Source organism: Peribacillus sp. NPDC097675 (assembly GCF_050277655.1).
Taxonomy (GTDB): domain Bacteria; phylum Bacillota; class Bacilli; order Bacillales; family DSM-1321; genus Peribacillus.
Genome location: NZ_JBNNSK010000012.1, coordinates 88,630 through 106,263, shown reverse-complemented (window position 1 = coordinate 106,263; position 17,634 = coordinate 88,630). Strand labels below are relative to the sequence as shown.

The 17,634-nt window shown below is 41.3% G+C and carries 15 protein-coding genes and 1 pseudogene; 11 read left to right on the top strand and 5 right to left on the bottom strand.

The features are described from left to right. Window positions 1-49: 49 nt before the first annotated feature. The 5 genes and pseudogenes from ACQKL5_RS17620 to ACQKL5_RS17600 all read left to right on the top strand — a co-directional run. Window positions 50-547: pseudogene (locus tag ACQKL5_RS17620) on the top strand (TcaA second domain-containing protein); the annotation flags it as partial. Window positions 548-562: 15 nt separating this feature from the next. Beyond that, window positions 563-1,048, top strand: a complete 486-nt coding sequence (locus tag ACQKL5_RS17615) for a hypothetical protein (protein WP_427610197.1) — start codon at window positions 563-565, stop codon at window positions 1,046-1,048. A 283-nt stretch (window positions 1,049-1,331) separates the two neighbouring features. Further along, window positions 1,332-1,973: a phosphate starvation-inducible protein PhoH gene (locus tag ACQKL5_RS17610; RefSeq protein WP_427610196.1), complete on the top strand. Its 642-nt coding sequence runs from the start codon at window positions 1,332-1,334 to the stop codon at window positions 1,971-1,973. Beyond that, window positions 1,970-2,578 carry a hypothetical protein gene (locus tag ACQKL5_RS17605; protein ID WP_427610195.1) on the top strand — a complete coding sequence of 203 codons (609 nt, stop codon included), beginning with the start codon at window positions 1,970-1,972 and terminating at the stop codon, window positions 2,576-2,578. The genes ACQKL5_RS17610 and ACQKL5_RS17605 overlap by 4 nt, the downstream gene beginning before the upstream one ends. Window positions 2,579-2,823: 245 nt before the next feature. Further along, a complete protein-coding gene (locus tag ACQKL5_RS17600) occupies window positions 2,824-4,887 on the top strand; it encodes a catalase (RefSeq protein WP_427610194.1) in 2,064 nt (687 codons plus the stop codon). Between the two features lie 69 nt (window positions 4,888-4,956). On the opposite strand, the gene pepT is transcribed toward ACQKL5_RS17600, so the two are convergent. The 5 genes from pepT to ACQKL5_RS17575 all read right to left on the bottom strand — a co-directional run bounded on the left by pepT (window position 4,957) and on the right by ACQKL5_RS17575 (window position 11,558). Next, window positions 4,957-6,192, bottom strand: a complete 1,236-nt coding sequence (pepT, locus tag ACQKL5_RS17595; protein ID WP_427610193.1) for a peptidase T — start codon at window positions 6,190-6,192, stop codon at window positions 4,957-4,959. Window positions 6,193-6,358: 166 nt separating this feature from the next. Next, a complete protein-coding gene (locus ACQKL5_RS17590) occupies window positions 6,359-7,816 on the bottom strand; it encodes an alpha-amylase (protein ID WP_427610192.1) in 1,458 nt (485 codons plus the stop codon). A gap of 370 nt (window positions 7,817-8,186) precedes the next feature. Continuing rightward, window positions 8,187-10,115 carry a CotH kinase family protein gene (locus tag ACQKL5_RS17585; RefSeq protein ID WP_427610191.1) on the bottom strand — a complete coding sequence of 643 codons (1,929 nt, stop codon included), beginning with the start codon at window positions 10,113-10,115 and terminating at the stop codon, window positions 8,187-8,189. 29 nt (window positions 10,116-10,144) lie between these two features. Further along, a complete protein-coding gene (locus ACQKL5_RS17580) occupies window positions 10,145-10,840 on the bottom strand; it encodes a DUF4956 domain-containing protein (RefSeq protein WP_427610190.1) in 696 nt (231 codons plus the stop codon). Window positions 10,841-10,874: 34 nt separating this feature from the next. Then, a complete protein-coding gene (locus ACQKL5_RS17575; protein WP_427610189.1) occupies window positions 10,875-11,558 on the bottom strand; it encodes a polyphosphate polymerase domain-containing protein in 684 nt (227 codons plus the stop codon). A 404-nt stretch (window positions 11,559-11,962) separates the two neighbouring features. Here ACQKL5_RS17575 and ACQKL5_RS17570 point away from each other — a divergent pair, with 404 nt between their 5' ends. From ACQKL5_RS17570 to rbsB, 6 genes are read left to right on the top strand one after another with little or no spacing between them, the layout of a single operon-like run. Beyond that, window positions 11,963-12,949, top strand: a complete 987-nt coding sequence (locus tag ACQKL5_RS17570; protein WP_427610188.1) for a LacI family DNA-binding transcriptional regulator — start codon at window positions 11,963-11,965, stop codon at window positions 12,947-12,949. Beyond that, window positions 12,946-13,830, top strand: coding sequence for a ribokinase (rbsK, locus tag ACQKL5_RS17565; protein WP_427610187.1), 885 nt, complete (start codon window positions 12,946-12,948; stop codon window positions 13,828-13,830). Before ACQKL5_RS17570 ends, rbsK begins: the two co-directional genes overlap by 4 nt. Next, complete coding sequence (rbsD, locus tag ACQKL5_RS17560; RefSeq protein WP_427610186.1) at window positions 13,827-14,219, top strand: D-ribose pyranase; 393 nt, start codon at window positions 13,827-13,829, stop codon at window positions 14,217-14,219. The genes rbsK and rbsD overlap by 4 nt, the downstream gene beginning before the upstream one ends. Window positions 14,220-14,237: 18 nt before the next feature. After that, window positions 14,238-15,719, top strand: a complete 1,482-nt coding sequence (locus tag ACQKL5_RS17555) for a sugar ABC transporter ATP-binding protein (protein ID WP_427610185.1) — start codon at window positions 14,238-14,240, stop codon at window positions 15,717-15,719. Window position 15,720: 1 nt separating this feature from the next. After that, the gene (locus tag ACQKL5_RS17550) at window positions 15,721-16,665 is read left to right on the top strand and encodes an ABC transporter permease (RefSeq protein ID WP_427610184.1); all 945 of its coding nucleotides are present in this window, start codon (window positions 15,721-15,723) and stop codon (window positions 16,663-16,665) included. A gap of 16 nt (window positions 16,666-16,681) precedes the next feature. After that, window positions 16,682-17,602 (top strand): ribose ABC transporter substrate-binding protein RbsB, encoded by a 921-nt coding sequence (gene rbsB / locus ACQKL5_RS17545; protein WP_427610183.1) that lies wholly within the window; start codon window positions 16,682-16,684, stop codon window positions 17,600-17,602. Window positions 17,603-17,634 lie beyond the last annotated feature (32 nt).

Sequence of the window (17,634 nt, the reverse complement as noted above, 5' to 3'; positions counted from 1 at the left end):
TTTCAAACCGAAAAAGATAGTGTCCTCTTTTACATAAGCAGTTGAAAAGAAGGATGCCAGTCAGCTTAAGGAGTTAATCAATCCTGATAAAAAGGGAACGGTGGTAAATAAAGACTCCATTATGGCATTTGCAAAGTATTTAAATGCCAATGATTCAAGCTTTGATGCCATTAAGGATGGGGTGAAGGAACAAGTGGAAGATAAAGATTATTCAGCAACCAACCAGCAAGTAAGTCTGGTGGAGACCGGTGAAAAATGGGGTATATTTAAAGAATATAAGCTGAAGGTGAAGACCGGATTCATTAAAGTGTCGGGACAAAATGATGATGATCAATTATCCCTTTCTATCAATAACTTGAAGGAATCCGTGAAAGAGAGTAAGAAGGATACCTATGGTCCATTTTTGCCGGGGACATATACCACTGTCACAACAGTAAAAAATGAACTAGGGACCTTCATGAAAAAGGATAAGATAGACGTCTGGGGAGGTTCTAAGGAAGTCACGCTTGTAGTGGATCCCGATTCCTTGGCCAGAAACGATAAATAAGTCCAAAAATCGGTCATGTCGGCTGTCGATGTTTTCAACCATGACTGGGCTGTATTTGAAACGAGTAGTTTCGATACTAAGAAACTTACCAATGTTTCGGATAACATTAAAGATGATACCTCTATCGCAGCTGAAAACTTCGAACAGGTCAAAAATTATGTCGATGAAGTGCATTCACAATATTTGGGGGCAGCCATTAACCTCGATGATCTAGATGTCAGTTATTTTGATGACCAGTGGAGAGTGGAAGCGGTAGCTGTCGTTTCCTATAACAGCAAAATGAAATTGAAAAATCAAAAGAAGATGGAAGACCTTTCATATAAAGCCGTACGTGATTTCTCGATGATTTATAATGCGGATAAGAAGAAGTGGCTGATTGAAGGAATCGAGGAATATGAGGCTGACGGAACGGAAGAGGATTGGGAGAATAAGAAGGAAATGAAAATTAAAGATCCAAAACTACTCAAGTGGAATCGTAAAGAAAGTAGCAAAGGTTTGTAAACGCTTGATGTAGCTAAATAACAGGTCAGAGGTTTCTTCCAAAGGGGAGGAACCTCTTTTTCTTGGCTCCCTATATCAAATTATTATCTTTCTAAAAAGTAGAAATAATTAATAGCTAAACAATAAATGAATAGGTTGATTCGAGTAGATAATAAAGATTATCTGCATTTGGGGTTATTTATAAAAAGAAAAAACACTTCCCATTGATAATGATTATCAATGATGATAAATTGAAAGTATTATTATAGTATATCTTTTTCAGCAACATGAAGGAGGAAAAAAAGTGAATGAGAATAAAACGGACTTTCTGATGCTCGATTCAGGAAGTTATTTCGGGAAGGCAAGAGTAAATGATACACGAATTCAGAATGTCTTTACTTTTATCGATACTTATGAATTGCCCAATATAGACTTAAAACCTTATAAATGCTTGGTTATTCAGGGATTGATCGATCAGAAATTCTTATTTAAGCATAAAGGTATCATTCGGGATTTTCTAAACGATAAAAAGGTTCTTGTTTTTAGTGGGAATTTATATTTGGATTGGTTGCCAGGCGGCTCCCCTTTCATCCCAAAAACGATTCATAGTTACAAGGACTATGAGGTCTCAGTCGATCATTATCACCCAATTTTTGACGGAGTAGAGGAAGATGATATGACTTATAACAAAGGAGTTTCCGGATTCTTTGCCAGAGGCCACCATCCCATTCCTGAAGGTGCAGAAGTTTTACTGACATTACCGGGCGGCGAACCAATTACGTATATAGACAGGAAGAGTACAAAGGGCACTATTTTGGTGCATGTAGGGAATGATCTATTTGGTTCGATGAATGCAAGAGGAACGAAAAAACGTATTGGCCCACAACTTATACAGTGGGTTCAGGACGAATATTCAAAGCTTCAGGAGAGAGGTGAAATGGGATGAGAAAAATAGCAGTCATCGACGGAGGAAGTTCCCAACACCACCGGACATATACTGAACCGAAATATAATAAGTATATTGAGAAACTGATTTACCTGCCCGATTTAGAGAAAACGTCAATAGATGAATTCGATGTGCTTTTGCTTCCATCTCAGCTGCATATGGGTCTTCTCATGAAGTCCATGAAAAAAGTGATGGATTTTGCCGATAAGGGAGGGATTATCGTATCTTTTGGCCCGCAGCTAAACGAATGGCTTCCGGGACATAATTGGGAGTTCAGAGAAACGAACTTTTGGTGGTGGCTTGAGGAGGATGCCAAAAGTGGTTTAGTGCTCCAACGACCTGATCATGATTTATTCAGCCGTTATTTGACACTTGCCGATGCAACATGGCATCAACACGGCGTTTATTGGCCTCCGGAAGGCACCGATATTCTGGTTTCAACAGAAGATGGAGGAGCGGTCTTATACATTGATAAAGTCAGTACGAAAGGTACTTGGGTAATCATGACGCTTGATCCCGATTATCACTATGGCTCGTATTTCATGCCTGCAACCGAGAGATTTCTGGATGGATTCTTTCCTTGGCTTGCGGAAGGTGAAGTATAAAAAAATTTAAAATGAATGGCTATGGAGAACATTCTCCGTAGCTATTTTTTTATGGGAATTTTTTCTCGCGAGCTCCAAAACCCGTCGTTTTAGAAGAGAAAGAGAAACGATTCCATGACATTTGAAACTTTTGACGAATTCTGTTTATCCACCCAAATAGGGTGGTATTAAAAGAATAAGAAAACTATCAGTATATATACATCAGGAAAAGGACTTTTTTGATAAAGCGGGAGGGAATAACAAGGATGACAAAAGAAAACGAACAAAGCAAGAACCAACAGTTGGAACAATATAGAGTGGACGATACCGGGAAAAAGATGACAACCAATCAAGGTTTACGGGTTTCTGAAGATGAGCAGTCTTTGACAGCGGGCGATCGTGGTCCTACGTTGATGGAGGACTTTCATTTCCGTGAAAAGATGACTCATTTCGACCACGAGCGTATTCCTGAGCGAATTGTACATGCACGTGGATCAGGTGCACATGGTTACTTCCAGGTCTATGAACCGATGACGGAATTTACAAAGGCGAAGTTTTTACAAGACCCTTCTGTTAAGACACCGGTATTTGTACGTTACTCGACTGTAGCGGGTTCCCGCGGTTCAGCTGATTCGGTCCGAGATGTCCGTGGATTTTCAACGAAGTTCTATACCGAAGAGGGAAACTATGACTTGGTGGGGAATAATATCCCAGTATTTTTCATTCAAGATGCCATCAAATTCCCGGATTTAATCCATGCGGTTAAACCGGAACCTCATAATGAAATTCCCCAGGCTGCATCAGCCCATGATACTTTTTGGGACTTTGTTGCCAACAATGAAGAAACGGCCCACATGGTCATGTGGCATTTGTCGGATAGAGCCATTCCTAGAAGTTTTCGCATGATGGAAGGATTCGGCGTCCATACCTTCCGTTTCGTGAATGAAGAAGGTGTTTCTCATTTCGTCAAATTCCATTGGAAACCGGTTCTTGGAGTAAAATCCCTTGTTTGGGATGAGGCACAAAAAATTGCTGGGAAAAATTCTGATTTCCACCGCCAAGATTTGTGGGAAGCCATTGAAATGGGGAATTATCCTGAATTTGAATTTGGCGTGCAAATGATTAAGGAAGAAGATGAATTCAACTTCGACTTCGATATCCTGGATCCTACAAAACTATGGCCGGAAGAACAGATACCGGTGAAAATTATCGGGAAAATGGTATTGAATCAGAATACAGATAACTTCTTTGCCGAGACGGAGCAAATCGCCTTCCATCCTGGACATGTCGTCCCTGGTATTGACTTCTCCAATGATCCGTTACTTCAAGGACGATTATTCTCGTATACGGATACTCAACTGTCACGATTGGGTGGACCGAATTTCCACGAGCTCCCAATTAACCGTTCGGTAGCTCCGGTTAACAATAATCAACGTGATGGCATGCATCGTATGGCCATCAACCAGGGGAAAGTCAGCTATCATAAAAATGGGATTGCTAATAACTCTCCTGAACCAGCTTCAGAAGCGGAAGGTGGATATGCTCATTATCAAGAAAAAGTCGATGGCCGGAAAGTGCGCCAGCGTAGTGAAAGCTTTAAAGACTACTACAGCCAGGCAAAACTATTCTGGAATAGCATGACGGATGTGGAAAAAGAACATATTATCCAAGCTTTCCATTTTGAAGTGGGCAAAGTAAAAAATAAAGACATTCAACAACAAATCGTTGAAATGTTTAGCAATGTCGACGTTGAATTGGCTAAAAAAATCGCAGAAGGAGTCGGTGTGAACCCTCCTACCAATGAAAACGAGTCAAAAATGGCATTGACTTCTCCAGCTTTAAGCCAAGAACAAAATAAAATCATTACACCAGCAACACGAAAAGTGGCCATATTGGCGGCTGATGGATTTAGCGGTTCTGAAATGAATCAGGTCCTTGGAGCGTTTAAAACAGCAGGAATCATTTCAGAAGTCATCAGTGTAAATCGTGGAATGATCAAGAGTGCAGAAGGGCAACAACTAGAGGTGACTCAAAGCTTCTTGACGGCAGATTCAGTTCTATATGATGCCGTGTATGTGGCGGGCGGCCAGGAAAGCATCGAGAAATTGAAAGCAGTAAAAGACGCTAAACACTTTGTTGATGAAGCTTATAATCATTTTAAAGCAATTGGAGTAGGGAAAGAAGCAACTGATATTCTTGCCCAGATAGGAATATCTGTCAGTGATTCAACAGCAGGTGTTGTGATGATTGCTGCGGATACAGACGGTAAATCTGCCACTAGTTTCGTTGAGGCAATCGCTCAGCATCGCCATTGGTCACGAGCGCTATAAAATAAATACTTCTTCACATATAAAAACCCAGACAGTAAGCAGTCTGGGTTTTTGCATGTGGGTAAACATTTATTCAGCTTTTTCCTCAAAGAGTGAAGCGATTCCAACAATAACGCTGGTTGCTTTCTCCATATTATCTACGGAGATGAATTCATATTTACCGTGGAAGTTTTCACCGCCCGTAAAGATATTAGGTGTAGGCAGACCCATGTAAGAGAGCTGAGATCCATCTGTACCACCGCGAATCGGTGAAATTTTTGGTTCAATCCCTAGTCTTTCCATTGCTTCGTAAGCGATGTCGACGATTTCTTTGACCGGCTCTATTTTCTCTTTCATATTGAAGTATTGGTCATTCAATTCCAGTATGACTTGTCCTTCTCCATACTTTTCGTTTAATTTCTCGACGATTTGCATGATGAATTTTTTACGGTCCTGAAATTTCTGTTTGTCAAAATCCCGAATAATATAGGAAAGTTTGGTTTCTTCTACCTCTCCCTGGATGGAGAGAAGATGATAAAAACCCTCGTACCCTTCTGTGGATTCCGGTGCTTCTTCAACAGGTAGTTTGCTATGCAACTCCATGGCAATCTTAGCGGAGTTGATCATTTTACCTTTTGCTGTCCCGGGGTGGATGTTCGTTCCCTTGATGGTAATTTTGGCAGATGCGGCGTTAAAGCTCTCATATTCAAGTTCACCAAGCGGGCCACCGTCCACGGTATAAGCAAATTGAGCGTTGAAGGCCTCTACATCAAATTTGTGGGGACCTCTACCAATCTCTTCATCAGGAGTAAAGGCCACGCGGATTTTTCCATGTTTGATTTCCGGATGTTGAATCAAATAATCCATGGCTGTCATGATTTCCGTTATGCCGGCCTTATTATCTGCGCCAAGAAGGGTAGTTCCATCCGTCGTGATCAATGTGTGACCTTTATAATCATGAAGGGAAGGGAAGTCTTTGGGCGAAAGGACGACATTCAATTGCTTATGTAAAAGGAGGTCTCTCCCATCGTACACTTCAACAATCTGTGGCTTCACATCTTTGCCTGTAAAATCCGTCGCCGTATCCACATGTGCAAGAAAGCCGATTGTCGGGACCCGCTTTTCCGTATTGGAAGGTAAGGTTGCCATGACATATCCATTTTCATCCATCGTTACTTCGGCCATCCCGATAGCTTGTAATTCCTCTACCAATTGTTTTGCCAATACCAACTGTCCTACCGTGGACGGACAAGTGGCAACTTCCTCATTTGACTGCGTATCCACCGTTACATAAGAAATAAATCTTTCAATAATCTTATTTTTCATGCTTTATTCAGCTCCTTTCCCTTATCTTACCATGATTACAGGTGATGGAAAAACGATTGCCATGAGTTAGGAATGGAGTGAGGGAATTTTTACGTTCAAGTCGAAAAAAAGCAAAAACAGGAGGATAAGGATTCCACCCTGTTTTTGCTTTTGTTATTTATGGGCCTTACTCAGCGAGTGCCCAAACGGATACGCTTTTTCCATGAACGGGGAAAGTTGCATACCCGTCTTCTTCTATCGTAATGTGATTGTCTCTATGGAAGGTAAGGTCGGTCCAGATTTCACCGGCGCGGTGCTCCCCAACGAACATCCTTTTCTCACTGTTTTGATCGCTATTGGAGACGACAACGGCACAACCCGACCCCTCTAGCTCTTCTACGCCTAGGCGAACCCAGCCAATAGTATGGGGATCGTCGAAATAGTCCTCTTGCTCGCCATAGGCTTTTTCATATCGTGCATGCAAAAGCCGGTCGATGATATCCTTTTTACCGGGAACCGGAGAAGGGCCGCCAATTCCATAATAATCTCCATAAAAGACACATGGATAACCACAAAGTCTAAGCAGAATTAGGGCATATGCTGATGGTTTAAACCAATCCTTAACCCAGGATTCAAGGGATTCATGGGGCTGAGAGTCATGGTTATCGACAAAGGTAACGGCCTGTGCCGGATTAGTTGTAACGAGGGTATTATCAAAGATGGTTGAGAGATCGAAGTCAGATTCTGCTTTTGAGGCTTCATGGAATTTATAATGTAAGGAAACATCGAAAAGGTTGAGGTCATGATTCGTTTGGTCTAAAAAAGTCTGACAGGCATTTACGTCAGCCTTCCAAAATTCACCGACCATGAAGAAATGTTCTTTTGTGTAAGGGATAAGTTCCTGCAGAAATTCATTGATGAACTCATAATCTATATGCTTTACAGCGTCTAACCGGAAACCATCACATTTCAACGTGTCGACCATCCATTTTCCCCAGGCAATCATTTCCTGACGAACTTCTGGAAGACTATAATCAATATTTGCAAACATCAAATAATCGTAGTTTCCAAATTCATCAATGACATGTTTACTCCAATGCTTATTTTCTCCTGTGATCCGATAAACGCCCATTTTGTCATGTTTGGCATCATAGTCCGTTCCATTAAAATGAGTATGGTTCCACTTAAAAGAGGAGTACTGGTTATTACGGCCAGGAAAATCGAATGTTGTCCATCCCTCTATCTCGAATGGTTCTGATATATCTTCCATCCTATTCTCTGGATTGACTTCAATGACTTCGAATTTCTCAGTTCCATCGGCTCCAGCCTTATGATTCATAACTAGATCGATATATACACTTAATCCGTAGTTATGACAGGCAGCAATCGCTTGATGTAACTCATCCTTTGTGCCGTACTTAGTACGGACGGTACCTTTTTGATTGAACTCTCCCAAATCGTAACCATCATAAATGCCATACCCATTATCCTCTAGGGACTGGCCCTTTGTAACGGGTGGCAGCCAAATACAGTCAATTCCTGTATCTTTCAGCTTAAGGGCTGCATATTTCAATCTTTCCCAATGTTTCCCGTCTGATTCTAAATGCCACTCGAAAAATTGCATCATCGTATGATTTCTTTTCATTTTTCCCCCCCTGACACCGAAACGTTTTGACAAGACGAATATAGAACGATCGGAAAAGTAATAATGGAAATCTTTACCCTTTATACAGAAGCAGTAAACAAAAGAATTTGCCCTAAACAAAATAATTGAATGTTTCTACTATTTTACTACTTTGTAATATAAATGGATATACTATTCGGTTCCCTTTTAAAAATAGGTAAAGAGTTATTTATTCTATCGAAGGAGACGAGCTTTATTGGCTTCAGGAAAGGTAAGAGCAAAGTATCCTTTGATTATTAAAAGGAATAATACGTCGTCTGTAGTTTAAGGGATAAAACAATCAAAAGGTATCCCAAATTAAGGATACCTTTTGTAATGGAATTTTAAAGGGTTATCCATTTCTACCCCTTCGTTTAAAATAATGGGCAAACGCTATTGCGCCAAATAACAATAAAACGAGTACGGATGATAGAATGATGGTTTCTTTGGAGTAGTTGCTGGTACCCCCTGCTTGTGAATCCATTTTTTCTTTCATACCGGGAGGCTGCATGGCCCCACCGTTTTCACCATTACCTCTGTCAGGAGGCTGTAAGTCCGTGCCGTTTTCACCATTTCCCATGTCAGGAGGTTGCATGTCCGCACCGTTTTCTCCATTTCCTAAGTTAGGGGGCTGCATGTCCGCACCGTTTTCGCCATTACCTCTGTCAGGAGGTTGCATGTCCGCACCATTTTCGCCATTACCTCTGTCAGGAGGTAGCATGTCCGCACCGTTTTCTTTATTTCCCATGTTAGGAGGTTGCATGTCCGCACCGTTTTCTCCATTTCCTAAGTTAGGGGGCTGCATGTCCGCATCGTTTTCACCATCTCCCATGTTAGGAGGTGTACCCATACCGTTTTGGGTTTCGGCTTTAACAACTAAATCTCCAGAAAGTTGGGCTAAGATAGAGTTGGCACGTTGCGTAGCAAAATCAACCAGTGTTTCTTCTCCGGACGTTGCTTCTGTATATTCGTCCATCGTATAGAATTTAGTCGGATCCTTTTCAACATATGGTGTGATTAATGCAGATATTTCTTCCGTCATCGCTGTCATATTTTCTTCAGAGAAATACTCCGTGGCAATGTCGTTTAGATATTCATAGAACTTTTCACGGTAATTTTCATTAGAAAGCAGGGCATTCAGTAAAGGTCGATCTTCAAGTGTTGTACCCATAACAGGCTCTGTAATACTGAAATTAATGGTGCTTTCATCCATGAAATTAGCACTCATGCCCCCCCTCATAGCACCACCGTTCCTATTCGGTGCCCCATCAGGAAGTTTTGCGTTGGCATCATTATCATTATTGGCAGCATCTTGTCCTTTTTTCGTATCCCTTTCAACGTCTGCACCTAGGCCGCCACCGCCGCCAGAAAAGCCGCCGAATGACATATTATAGTCCCATGGCAAGATGGAAAAGATTCCGTTCTCCTCGTATAAGTAGTAATTATGTTTCAACATACCTTGATAGTGATCAAGGTTGACTAGAGCTGTATTGGCCGCAAAGTAGCGGAGCATTTCATCCACATCCAAAACTTCTTCCAAATCGCCTCCGTTATTGATGACATCGAGCATTTTAATCATGGCAGATTGATCAGAATTTTCGTTTGTTTTCAAGTTTATTCCTGTATAGTCATCGATATCATTACTGATCCATTTTAGATCACTTCCCGTGCCATCAGGATAATAAAGATCGCCAGTGCTGTCAGAGAAGTTCGTGTCTAAAAATGTTTCTTCAATGGCTTCGACACCTAAATACAAACCCCATTCCTTTCCGTTAATTGTCACGTACATATAGGAATGACCGGGAGTCGCGATTCCCATCTTTTCCATGAGTGAATAGGAAAGGTACTCCCTCATATAGGTGGGATCACTGTAGTTGTTGTTCAATGCTAATTTTTTCAGGCCATGTAAATCCTGATCTTCCTGATAATAATCAAAGTCAATCTTCCAGCTATATCGATCGGAATCTTCCATTTGAACGACAGAATTTAAGGAAAGGTTCCCTTTGGTTCGAAACCCAACATTCTTAACGGTTTCCCCATCGATGGTCACATCAGCGTTCACGATTTCCTTTTCAGAGGGCTTTTCCAGGATGGAAGCCAGATCATCATCAGCCACTGTTATATCGACTTTTGTCACCTTACTTTGGTCAAATACCGTCTCTGTATATGTATTCCCTTGGGTGGCTTTGTCGATTTGAAGAGTAGGAAGGAAAAACATCACGGCTACGAAAATGACTATCAATAAACCAATCGATGCTACAACGTATCTTGTTTTTAACATAATAGGGCTCCTTCCCCCGCTCATCTATCCTAGGCAGTGAAGTTGCCGTCATAACTTAGCATGATTGCAGAATGAACACTGTCCATATCCTTGACTTGATTAATGAACTCCGTATTATTATCTTTCAATCGAATTTCATATGTGACTTCATTGTTATTGTCAGGCATGACGGATTTTGATTTAATAGAATGTTTTTTCACCTTACCAGAAACCAATTCTTCCAACTGTTTCTCAATGGCAGCATTCGAGAATCTGACAATCAATAAATAAGGATTTTCTATAGTCAGACGATTTGCAAACACAAGCATGACAATACCAATTAAGATGGCACCGATAATGACGAGTGGAATGAGTCCAGCTCCACATAATATCCCTGAAGCGGCTGCCCAAAAAAGAAAAACCAAGTCCATTGGATCTTTAATGGGTGTCCTGAAACGTACGATGGAAAGAGCACCGACCATCCCTAATGAGATGACGATGTTAGTTGAAATTCCCATGATGACCAAAGCGGTAGCCATTGTCATGATGATTAGAGAAATGTTGAAATTATGGGAGTACATGACGCCTGAAAAGGTCTTTTTATATATGACATATATGAACAAGCCGATGGCAAAGGCTAATAGTAATCCTATGAGAGAGTCAATAATGGAAAAGCTTTCTGTTTTGTCCAAAAAGCTAGATTTGAAAATATCATTAAAATTGGTCGTATTTGTGTTCGTATCCATTTCCTATTCCTCCAAAGTTATATAGTTCGTTGAATCAGCCGTATCGTCGGCTTAATTGATATTTTGAAAAAGCCGTTTTTCTTGTTTTGATAATAGAAAGTAGATGTTTGATGACATCAGGCAAAAATTCATCGTATTTCACTTCCAAAATTACGTAATCAGGGTCCAGTGCATCTACAACAATTAGATCCGGGTTAAGAAAATCGGTATCACGATAACTTGTTTTGACATGACTATCAAACGTCACCCGAACGTTGCCATATTCGTAGATGAAAACTTCTCTTTCATAATCCACGACGGTGGTCGGCTTTATTTGAAAGAGCGTCATTTGGATGTATAGTTCCCGAATTAGATCCCTAGGGTCTTCGGCCATCCAATAGACATCACCATGACGAATCTGTTCATATTCTCCGGCCGAAAGCCTGCATTTCTGCTTATACGTTAAATTATCCCTCTTACTCTTTTTTTCTAAATTAATGAAATCAGTATTATAGTCATAAAGCCGGGCACGGAATTTATCTCGATGATAAAAACCCTCCGTTTTTTGCCGCATGATCTTATTTTCGAAGTTATCGAAATAGACACTCCGAATTACGTACTTGCCATCCTTTCCGTGAGGGTCGAGCTTCATGAAGTTCTGTAGATTATTTCTTAAGAGATAGCAATCTGCTTTGGTGATTGCATGTTTGAGCTCGCATCTACCTTTCAAGTCATTCATAGGAATCCCCCCTTTTTTTGGATTATTTAACATCGTAAAGCTTATAAGGGAAAGCTTAAATAATCCTTAAGAAACGGATTCAAATCCTAAATTGAATCGAATCCCCCATGGTGGCTATGAAATTAACAAGGTAATTTTTTGTCGATATGCAATAAATCTTGGCTTGAGAAAACACTTTAGAGAAGAACAGCTATCTGCAAAGGGTGAAACATAATAATCTAGTTTCTTCAGGAAATATAACCGAAGCAATCAATGTTCATCAAAATTATCCTGAAATAATGTATTGTGTTATGCTTTTTAATTCTATGTACCTATTAAATACTAAAGTATTAGGGCTTGCCGTTCATATAAAATGATGTTAAGCTATGTGGAAGCGGTTACAGATAACACATTGAGGTGAATATATGGCAACTATTCGGGATGTTGCGAAAGAATCAGGATTTTCCGTAGCAACGGTTTCTAGGGTGATAAATGACAGTGGATACGCACATGAAGATACAAAAAAAGCGGTCATGTCTGCCGTGGAAAAATTGAATTATAAACCGAATGAAGTGGCAAGATCCCTTTATAAACGCAAATCAAAATTGATTGGCCTTATTTTACCTGACATTACGAACCCCTTTTTTCCTGAAATGGCAAGGGGGGTAGAAGATTACCTCCAACTTTATGGATATCGGTTAATATTCGGCAATAGTGATGAGAAGAGAGATAAGGAAATAGAATATATAGATACATTTTTGCAGAATAATGTGGTGGGAATGATTGCTTCTACCAGTGAGGCGGCAAATGAAAATTTTAGCAACCTCCAAATCCCGGTCGTTTTGCTTGACCGTACAGTTGAGCACCTACCAGCGGTCTATTCCGATCAAAGGGCAGGCGGTCAACTGGCAGCACGTGTACTGATTGATCGGGGCAGTAAGGAAATCGTTTTAATTAGAGGTCCTGTTGATATAAAACCAGTGTATGACCGGTATGAAGCAGCGTTGGAAGAGTTGAAGCGGTCCAAGGTGAATGTACATGTTGTGGATTCGACACTTACAATTCAAGGCGGCCAAATGTGTGCGAAAGATCTTTTCATTCGATTTCCAAATACAGATGGGGTCATTGCTTGCAATGATATTGTTGCGGCAGCGGTCCTGCAGGAAATCTTGAAAAGAGAAAAACGAATACCGGATGACATCCAATTGGTAGGGTACGATGATATCGCATTCACAGCTTTGTTGCATCCGCCATTATCGACCATTCGACAGCCAGCTTATGAGATGGGACGGCAGGCAGCGGAGTTATTAATTAAAAAGATCAATCATGAAGAAATTGAAGAAACACATCTACAACTTCCAGTTTCTTTTGTTGAAAGACTAACTACAAGAAAGAAGGCAGAAAAGTCATGATCAAAATAGCAGTAGTGGGAAGTTCTTCTATGGACTTAGTAGTAACATCACCGAAGCGCCCGATTGCAGGCGAAACGGTACTGGGAGATTCCTTTGTTACAGTACCGGGTGGAAAGGGAGCCAACCAAGCGGTTGCAGCAGCCCGTTTAGGTGCAGAGGTAACGATGATCGGTTGTGTAGGAGACGATTTCTATGGGGAGATCATCCTTGAAAACCTAAAAAGTAATCATGTACTTATAGATCATGTGGAACCGGTTCCAGGTGAAGTATCCGGAACAGCCCATATAACGCTTGCAGAGGGAGATAACAGTATCATCGTCGTTAAAGGGGCTAACGATTCTATCACTCCAGATTATGTTCAGAAAGCAATTAAAGTCATAGAAGAAACGGATATCGTTCTGGTCCAACAAGAAATACCAGAAGAAACAGTGGAGTATCTTGCTGAACTGTGCGAAAAGCTCGGAAAAAAACTACTGTTGAACCCTGCACCTGCACGTAAGATTAGCGATAATATTATTCAGCGTTCGGCTTTCATTACACCGAATGAGCACGAATTCGAAATTCTTTTTAATGGAAGGGAACGCAGTGAGGTCCTGGCCGAGTACCCTAATAAATTGTTTATCACTGAAGGTAAAGATGGGGTGCGTTATTTCGATGGGAAACAAGAGCGGGTCGTCCCGAGTTTCATGGTGGACGCCGTCGATACAACAGGGGCCGGGGATACATTTAATGCCGCTTTCGCTGTTGCCGTTGCAGAAGGAAAAAGTTTTGAGGAATGTCTGCTTTTCGCTAACCGGGCTGCTTCTATATCCGTGACGAAGTTTGGTGCACAAGGTGGCATGCCGACAAGGGAAGAAGTCGAAAGGGGTCTAGAATCATGAAGCGTCATGGAATCATCAATAGTTCAATTGCTAAAGTGCTTGTCGATCTAGGACATACAGACTTTATCGTCATTGGAGATGCTGGACTGCCAGTGCCTGCGGGAGTACCTAAAATAGATCTAGCATTAACGCCAGGAACACCTTCTTTTCAAGATGTCGTTCGTGCCGTTCACAACGATATGGTTATTGAAAAGGTGATTGCGGCAAATGAAATAATAGAAAAAAATCCAGAGCAACATCTTTTCATGGAACAACAATTCGGAGAACCGATTGACTATGTTTCCCATGAGGAATTCAAAGTATTGACGCGTCAAGCAAAAGCTGTCATCCGTACCGGAGAAACGACGCCATATTCCAATTGCATTTTGCAATCAGGCGTATTCTTTTAACGAAATGAGGTGAAAAGTATGCATATTGAAATGAGTAATATCTATAAGGCATTTGGTCAGAACAAGGTATTGGAAGGCGTTGAATTTTCTCTAGAGGCAGGGGAAGTCCATGCGCTCATGGGGGAAAATGGAGCTGGAAAATCGACTTTGATGAATATTTTGACCGGGCTTCATAAACACGACCAGGGCACAATCAAGATCAATGGCAAAGAGATATCCTTCAAGGACTCAAAGGAAGCTGAGAAAGCTGGGTTGGCCTTTATCCGACAAGAATTGAATATATGGCCGGAGATGACGGTGCTAGAAAATCTATTCATCGGTAAGGAAATGGTCAATGCTTTCGGTGTCTTGAAGTCTAAACAGATGAAAGCAAGAGCCACTGACATTTTCAAGACGCTTAATATTTCACTTCCTTTTGATAAGGAAGCCGGTCTTTGTTCGGTTGGCGAACAGCAGATGATTGAGATCGCTAAAGCGCTGATGACGGACGCTGAGGTCATCATCATGGATGAACCGACTGCCGCCCTGACCGACCGGGAGATAGAGAAGTTGTTTGAAGTGATGAAGGGACTTATAAAAAAGGGCGTATCTCTTGTGTATATATCTCATCGGATGGAAGAAATCTTTGCTATTTGTGACCGAATCACAGTCATGCGTGACGGTAAAACAGTAGATACAAAAAGAATCATCGATACAAACTTTGACGAAGTGGTCCAAAAAATGGTTGGCAGGGAGCTGGAGGACCGTTTTCCTCATCGTGAAGCTAATCCCGGAGAAGTAGTACTTGAAGTCAAAGCACTCACGAAAAAGGGTCTATATGAAGATGTTCATTTTGCTGTCCATCAGGGCGAAATTGTAGGTGTAGCCGGTTTAATGGGGGCTGGAAGAACGGAAATCATGAGGGGCATTTTCGGAGTCGATCAAATAGGTAGTGGAGAGATTGAAGTAGAAGGTAAAAAGGTATCCATACGGAAACCAACGGATGCAGTGGGGCATGGTTTAGCCTTCATCACGGAAAACCGTAAAGAAGAAGGATTGATCCTGGACTTTTCTATCCGTGAAAATATCGGTCTTCCAAACCTAAAGAGCTTTGCCCCTAATGGCATCGTAAAGACAGGTGATGAGAAAAAATTTGCAGAGATGATGGTGAAGCGTCTTCACGTAAAGACCTCCTCCACAGAATCCATCATTGGCAACTTGTCTGGAGGAAATCAACAAAAAGTGGTCATTGCCAAATGGATTGGAACTTCTCCTAAAGTGTTGATCATGGATGAGCCGACAAGGGGAATCGATGTTGGAGCGAAGCGTGAAATATATGAATTGATGAATGAATTAACAGAACGGGGAATCGCCATTATTATGGTTTCGTCAGAGCTTCCTGAAATTGTGGGAATGAGCGATAGAGTACTTGTAGTGCACGAAGGTAAAATTGCTGGGGAACTGCTTAAGAAGGAAGCGACACAAGAAAAAATTATGGCATTGGCAACAGGAGGAAACTAGGATGAAACTTGAGGCTGCAGGGAAAACTGGAATCTGGCAGAAATTTGGCCCGCTACTTGCTTTGATTCTTTTATTTATCGTAATAACCGTTTTAAATCCATCATTCATGGAACCGAATAACATCTTGAATTTATTACGTCAAACCTCCATTAATGCACTGATTGCATTTGGAATGACCTTTATCATTTTGACAGGCGGAATTGATTTGTCTGTCGGCTCCATTCTGGCTCTGTCTAGTGCGCTTATGGCAGGGATGATGGTCTCAGGTTTGGACCCTATTTTGGCCATATTAGTAGGCGTTCTATTAGGTACTCTAATGGGTGTAATTAATGGAATTCTTATCTCAAAAGGAAAAATGGCCCCATTTATTGTCACATTGGCAACGATGACCATTTTCCGTGGATTAACGCTCGTGTATACAGATGGAAAACCGATTACCGGTATTGGTGACTCCTTGATGTTCCAACTGTTCGGCAGGGGATATTTCCTTGGAATTCCTGTTCCGGCCGTTGTGATGGTCATCGCTTTCATCATTCTTTGGATCTTGCTTCATAAAACATCATTTGGACGTAAGACATATGCAATAGGTGGAAATGAAAAGGCTTCCCTTATATCCGGAATTAAAGTGGATCGTGTCAAGGTAGCCATTTATGGGCTTGCCGGTACAATGGCAGCTCTTGCGGGGGCTATATTAACATCTCGCCTGAATTCAGCACAGCCAACTGCCGGTCAATCCTACGAAATGGATGCTATTGCTGCCGTTGTATTAGGCGGGACAAGCCTTTCAGGAGGTAAGGGACGAATGTTCGGCACACTAGTCGGTGTCTTGATTATCGGAACATTGAACAACGGAATGAACTTACTTGGTGTATCTTCTTTCTATCAGCAAGTGGTAAAAGGTGCAGTAATATTGGTTGCGGTTTTACTTGACCGTAAAAAATCATAAGTAGAGGTGTATCAATATGAAGAAAATCCTTTCGTTAATCCTGATTATGACTTTAGTGGTGTTATCGGCATGTTCAATGGAATCGAGGTTCAGTAATAATGAAAAAGAAGTAAAAGAGTCCATGAAAGATGTGAAGGTTGGAGTCAGCATTTCTACGTTAAATAATCCTTTCTTCGTTTCGTTAAAAGATGGAATCGAGAAAGAAGCGAAAGCAAAGGGCATGAAAGTATCAGTGGTCGATGCTCAAGACGATACAGCCAAGCAAATTAGCGGGATTGAAGATTTGATTCTTCAAAATGTGGATGTTCTTTTGATTAATCCCACCGATTCAGCAGCAATTTCATCTGCTGTTCAATCAGCTAATGAAGCTGGCATTCCTGTTATAACAATTGACCGCTCTTCCGAAGAAGGCGACATTGAAACATTCATTGCTTCAGATAACGTAGCAGGAGGAGAGACAGCGGCTGAATATCTTGTTAAACAACTTGGAGAAAAGGCAAAAGTTGTAGAATTAGAAGGAGTATCTGGTGCTTCTGCAACGCGTGAACGGGGGAAAGGCTTCCATAACATCGCAGATAAGCAATTAGATGTTCTGACAAGCCAAACGGCTGAATTTGACCGTACAAAAGGCCTTAACGTTATGGAAAACATCCTACAAGGGAAAAAAGACATACAAGCGGTATTTGCTCATAATGATGAAATGGCATTAGGAGCAGTGGAGGCCATTAAAGCTGCTGGAAAAGACGTCATTGTTGTTGGCTTTGATGGAAATGAGGATGCATTAAAAGCGGTTGAAAATGGTGAACTACAAGCAACGGTTGCCCAACAGCCGGTCCTTATCGGTGAAGAAGCGATTCATGCCGCTGAAAAAGTCCTGAAAGGTGAAAAAGTGGATGATACTATTTCTGTCCCATTGAAGCTAGTAACTAAGAAATAAAAGTGTGTATGAAAACGGGTGCCGGAATTTTA

What these genes read in the sequence shown, in the direction of transcription:
- ACQKL5_RS17615 (WP_427610197.1), top strand. Translation starts at nt 563, where the DNA reads ATGTCGGCTGTCGATGTTTTCAACCATGACTGGGCTGTATTTGAAACG.
- ACQKL5_RS17605 (WP_427610195.1), top strand. Translation starts at nt 1,970, where the DNA reads ATGAGAAAAATAGCAGTCATCGACGGAGGAAGTTCCCAACACCACCGG.
- ACQKL5_RS17600 (WP_427610194.1), top strand. Translation starts at nt 2,824, where the DNA reads ATGACAAAAGAAAACGAACAAAGCAAGAACCAACAGTTGGAACAATAT.
- pepT (WP_427610193.1), bottom strand. Translation starts at nt 6,192, where the DNA reads ATGAAAAATAAGATTATTGAAAGATTTATTTCTTATGTAACGGTGGAT.
- ACQKL5_RS17590 (WP_427610192.1), bottom strand. Translation starts at nt 7,816, where the DNA reads ATGAAAAGAAATCATACGATGATGCAATTTTTCGAGTGGCATTTAGAA.
- ACQKL5_RS17585 (WP_427610191.1), bottom strand. Translation starts at nt 10,115, where the DNA reads ATGTTAAAAACAAGATACGTTGTAGCATCGATTGGTTTATTGATAGTC.
- ACQKL5_RS17580 (WP_427610190.1), bottom strand. Translation starts at nt 10,840, where the DNA reads ATGGATACGAACACAAATACGACCAATTTTAATGATATTTTCAAATCT.
- ACQKL5_RS17575 (WP_427610189.1), bottom strand. Translation starts at nt 11,558, where the DNA reads ATGAATGACTTGAAAGGTAGATGCGAGCTCAAACATGCAATCACCAAA.
- ACQKL5_RS17570 (WP_427610188.1), top strand. Translation starts at nt 11,963, where the DNA reads ATGGCAACTATTCGGGATGTTGCGAAAGAATCAGGATTTTCCGTAGCA.
- rbsK (WP_427610187.1), top strand. Translation starts at nt 12,946, where the DNA reads ATGATCAAAATAGCAGTAGTGGGAAGTTCTTCTATGGACTTAGTAGTA.
- rbsD (WP_427610186.1), top strand. Translation starts at nt 13,827, where the DNA reads ATGAAGCGTCATGGAATCATCAATAGTTCAATTGCTAAAGTGCTTGTC.
- ACQKL5_RS17555 (WP_427610185.1), top strand. Translation starts at nt 14,238, where the DNA reads ATGCATATTGAAATGAGTAATATCTATAAGGCATTTGGTCAGAACAAG.
- ACQKL5_RS17550 (WP_427610184.1), top strand. Translation starts at nt 15,721, where the DNA reads ATGAAACTTGAGGCTGCAGGGAAAACTGGAATCTGGCAGAAATTTGGC.
- rbsB (WP_427610183.1), top strand. Translation starts at nt 16,682, where the DNA reads ATGAAGAAAATCCTTTCGTTAATCCTGATTATGACTTTAGTGGTGTTA.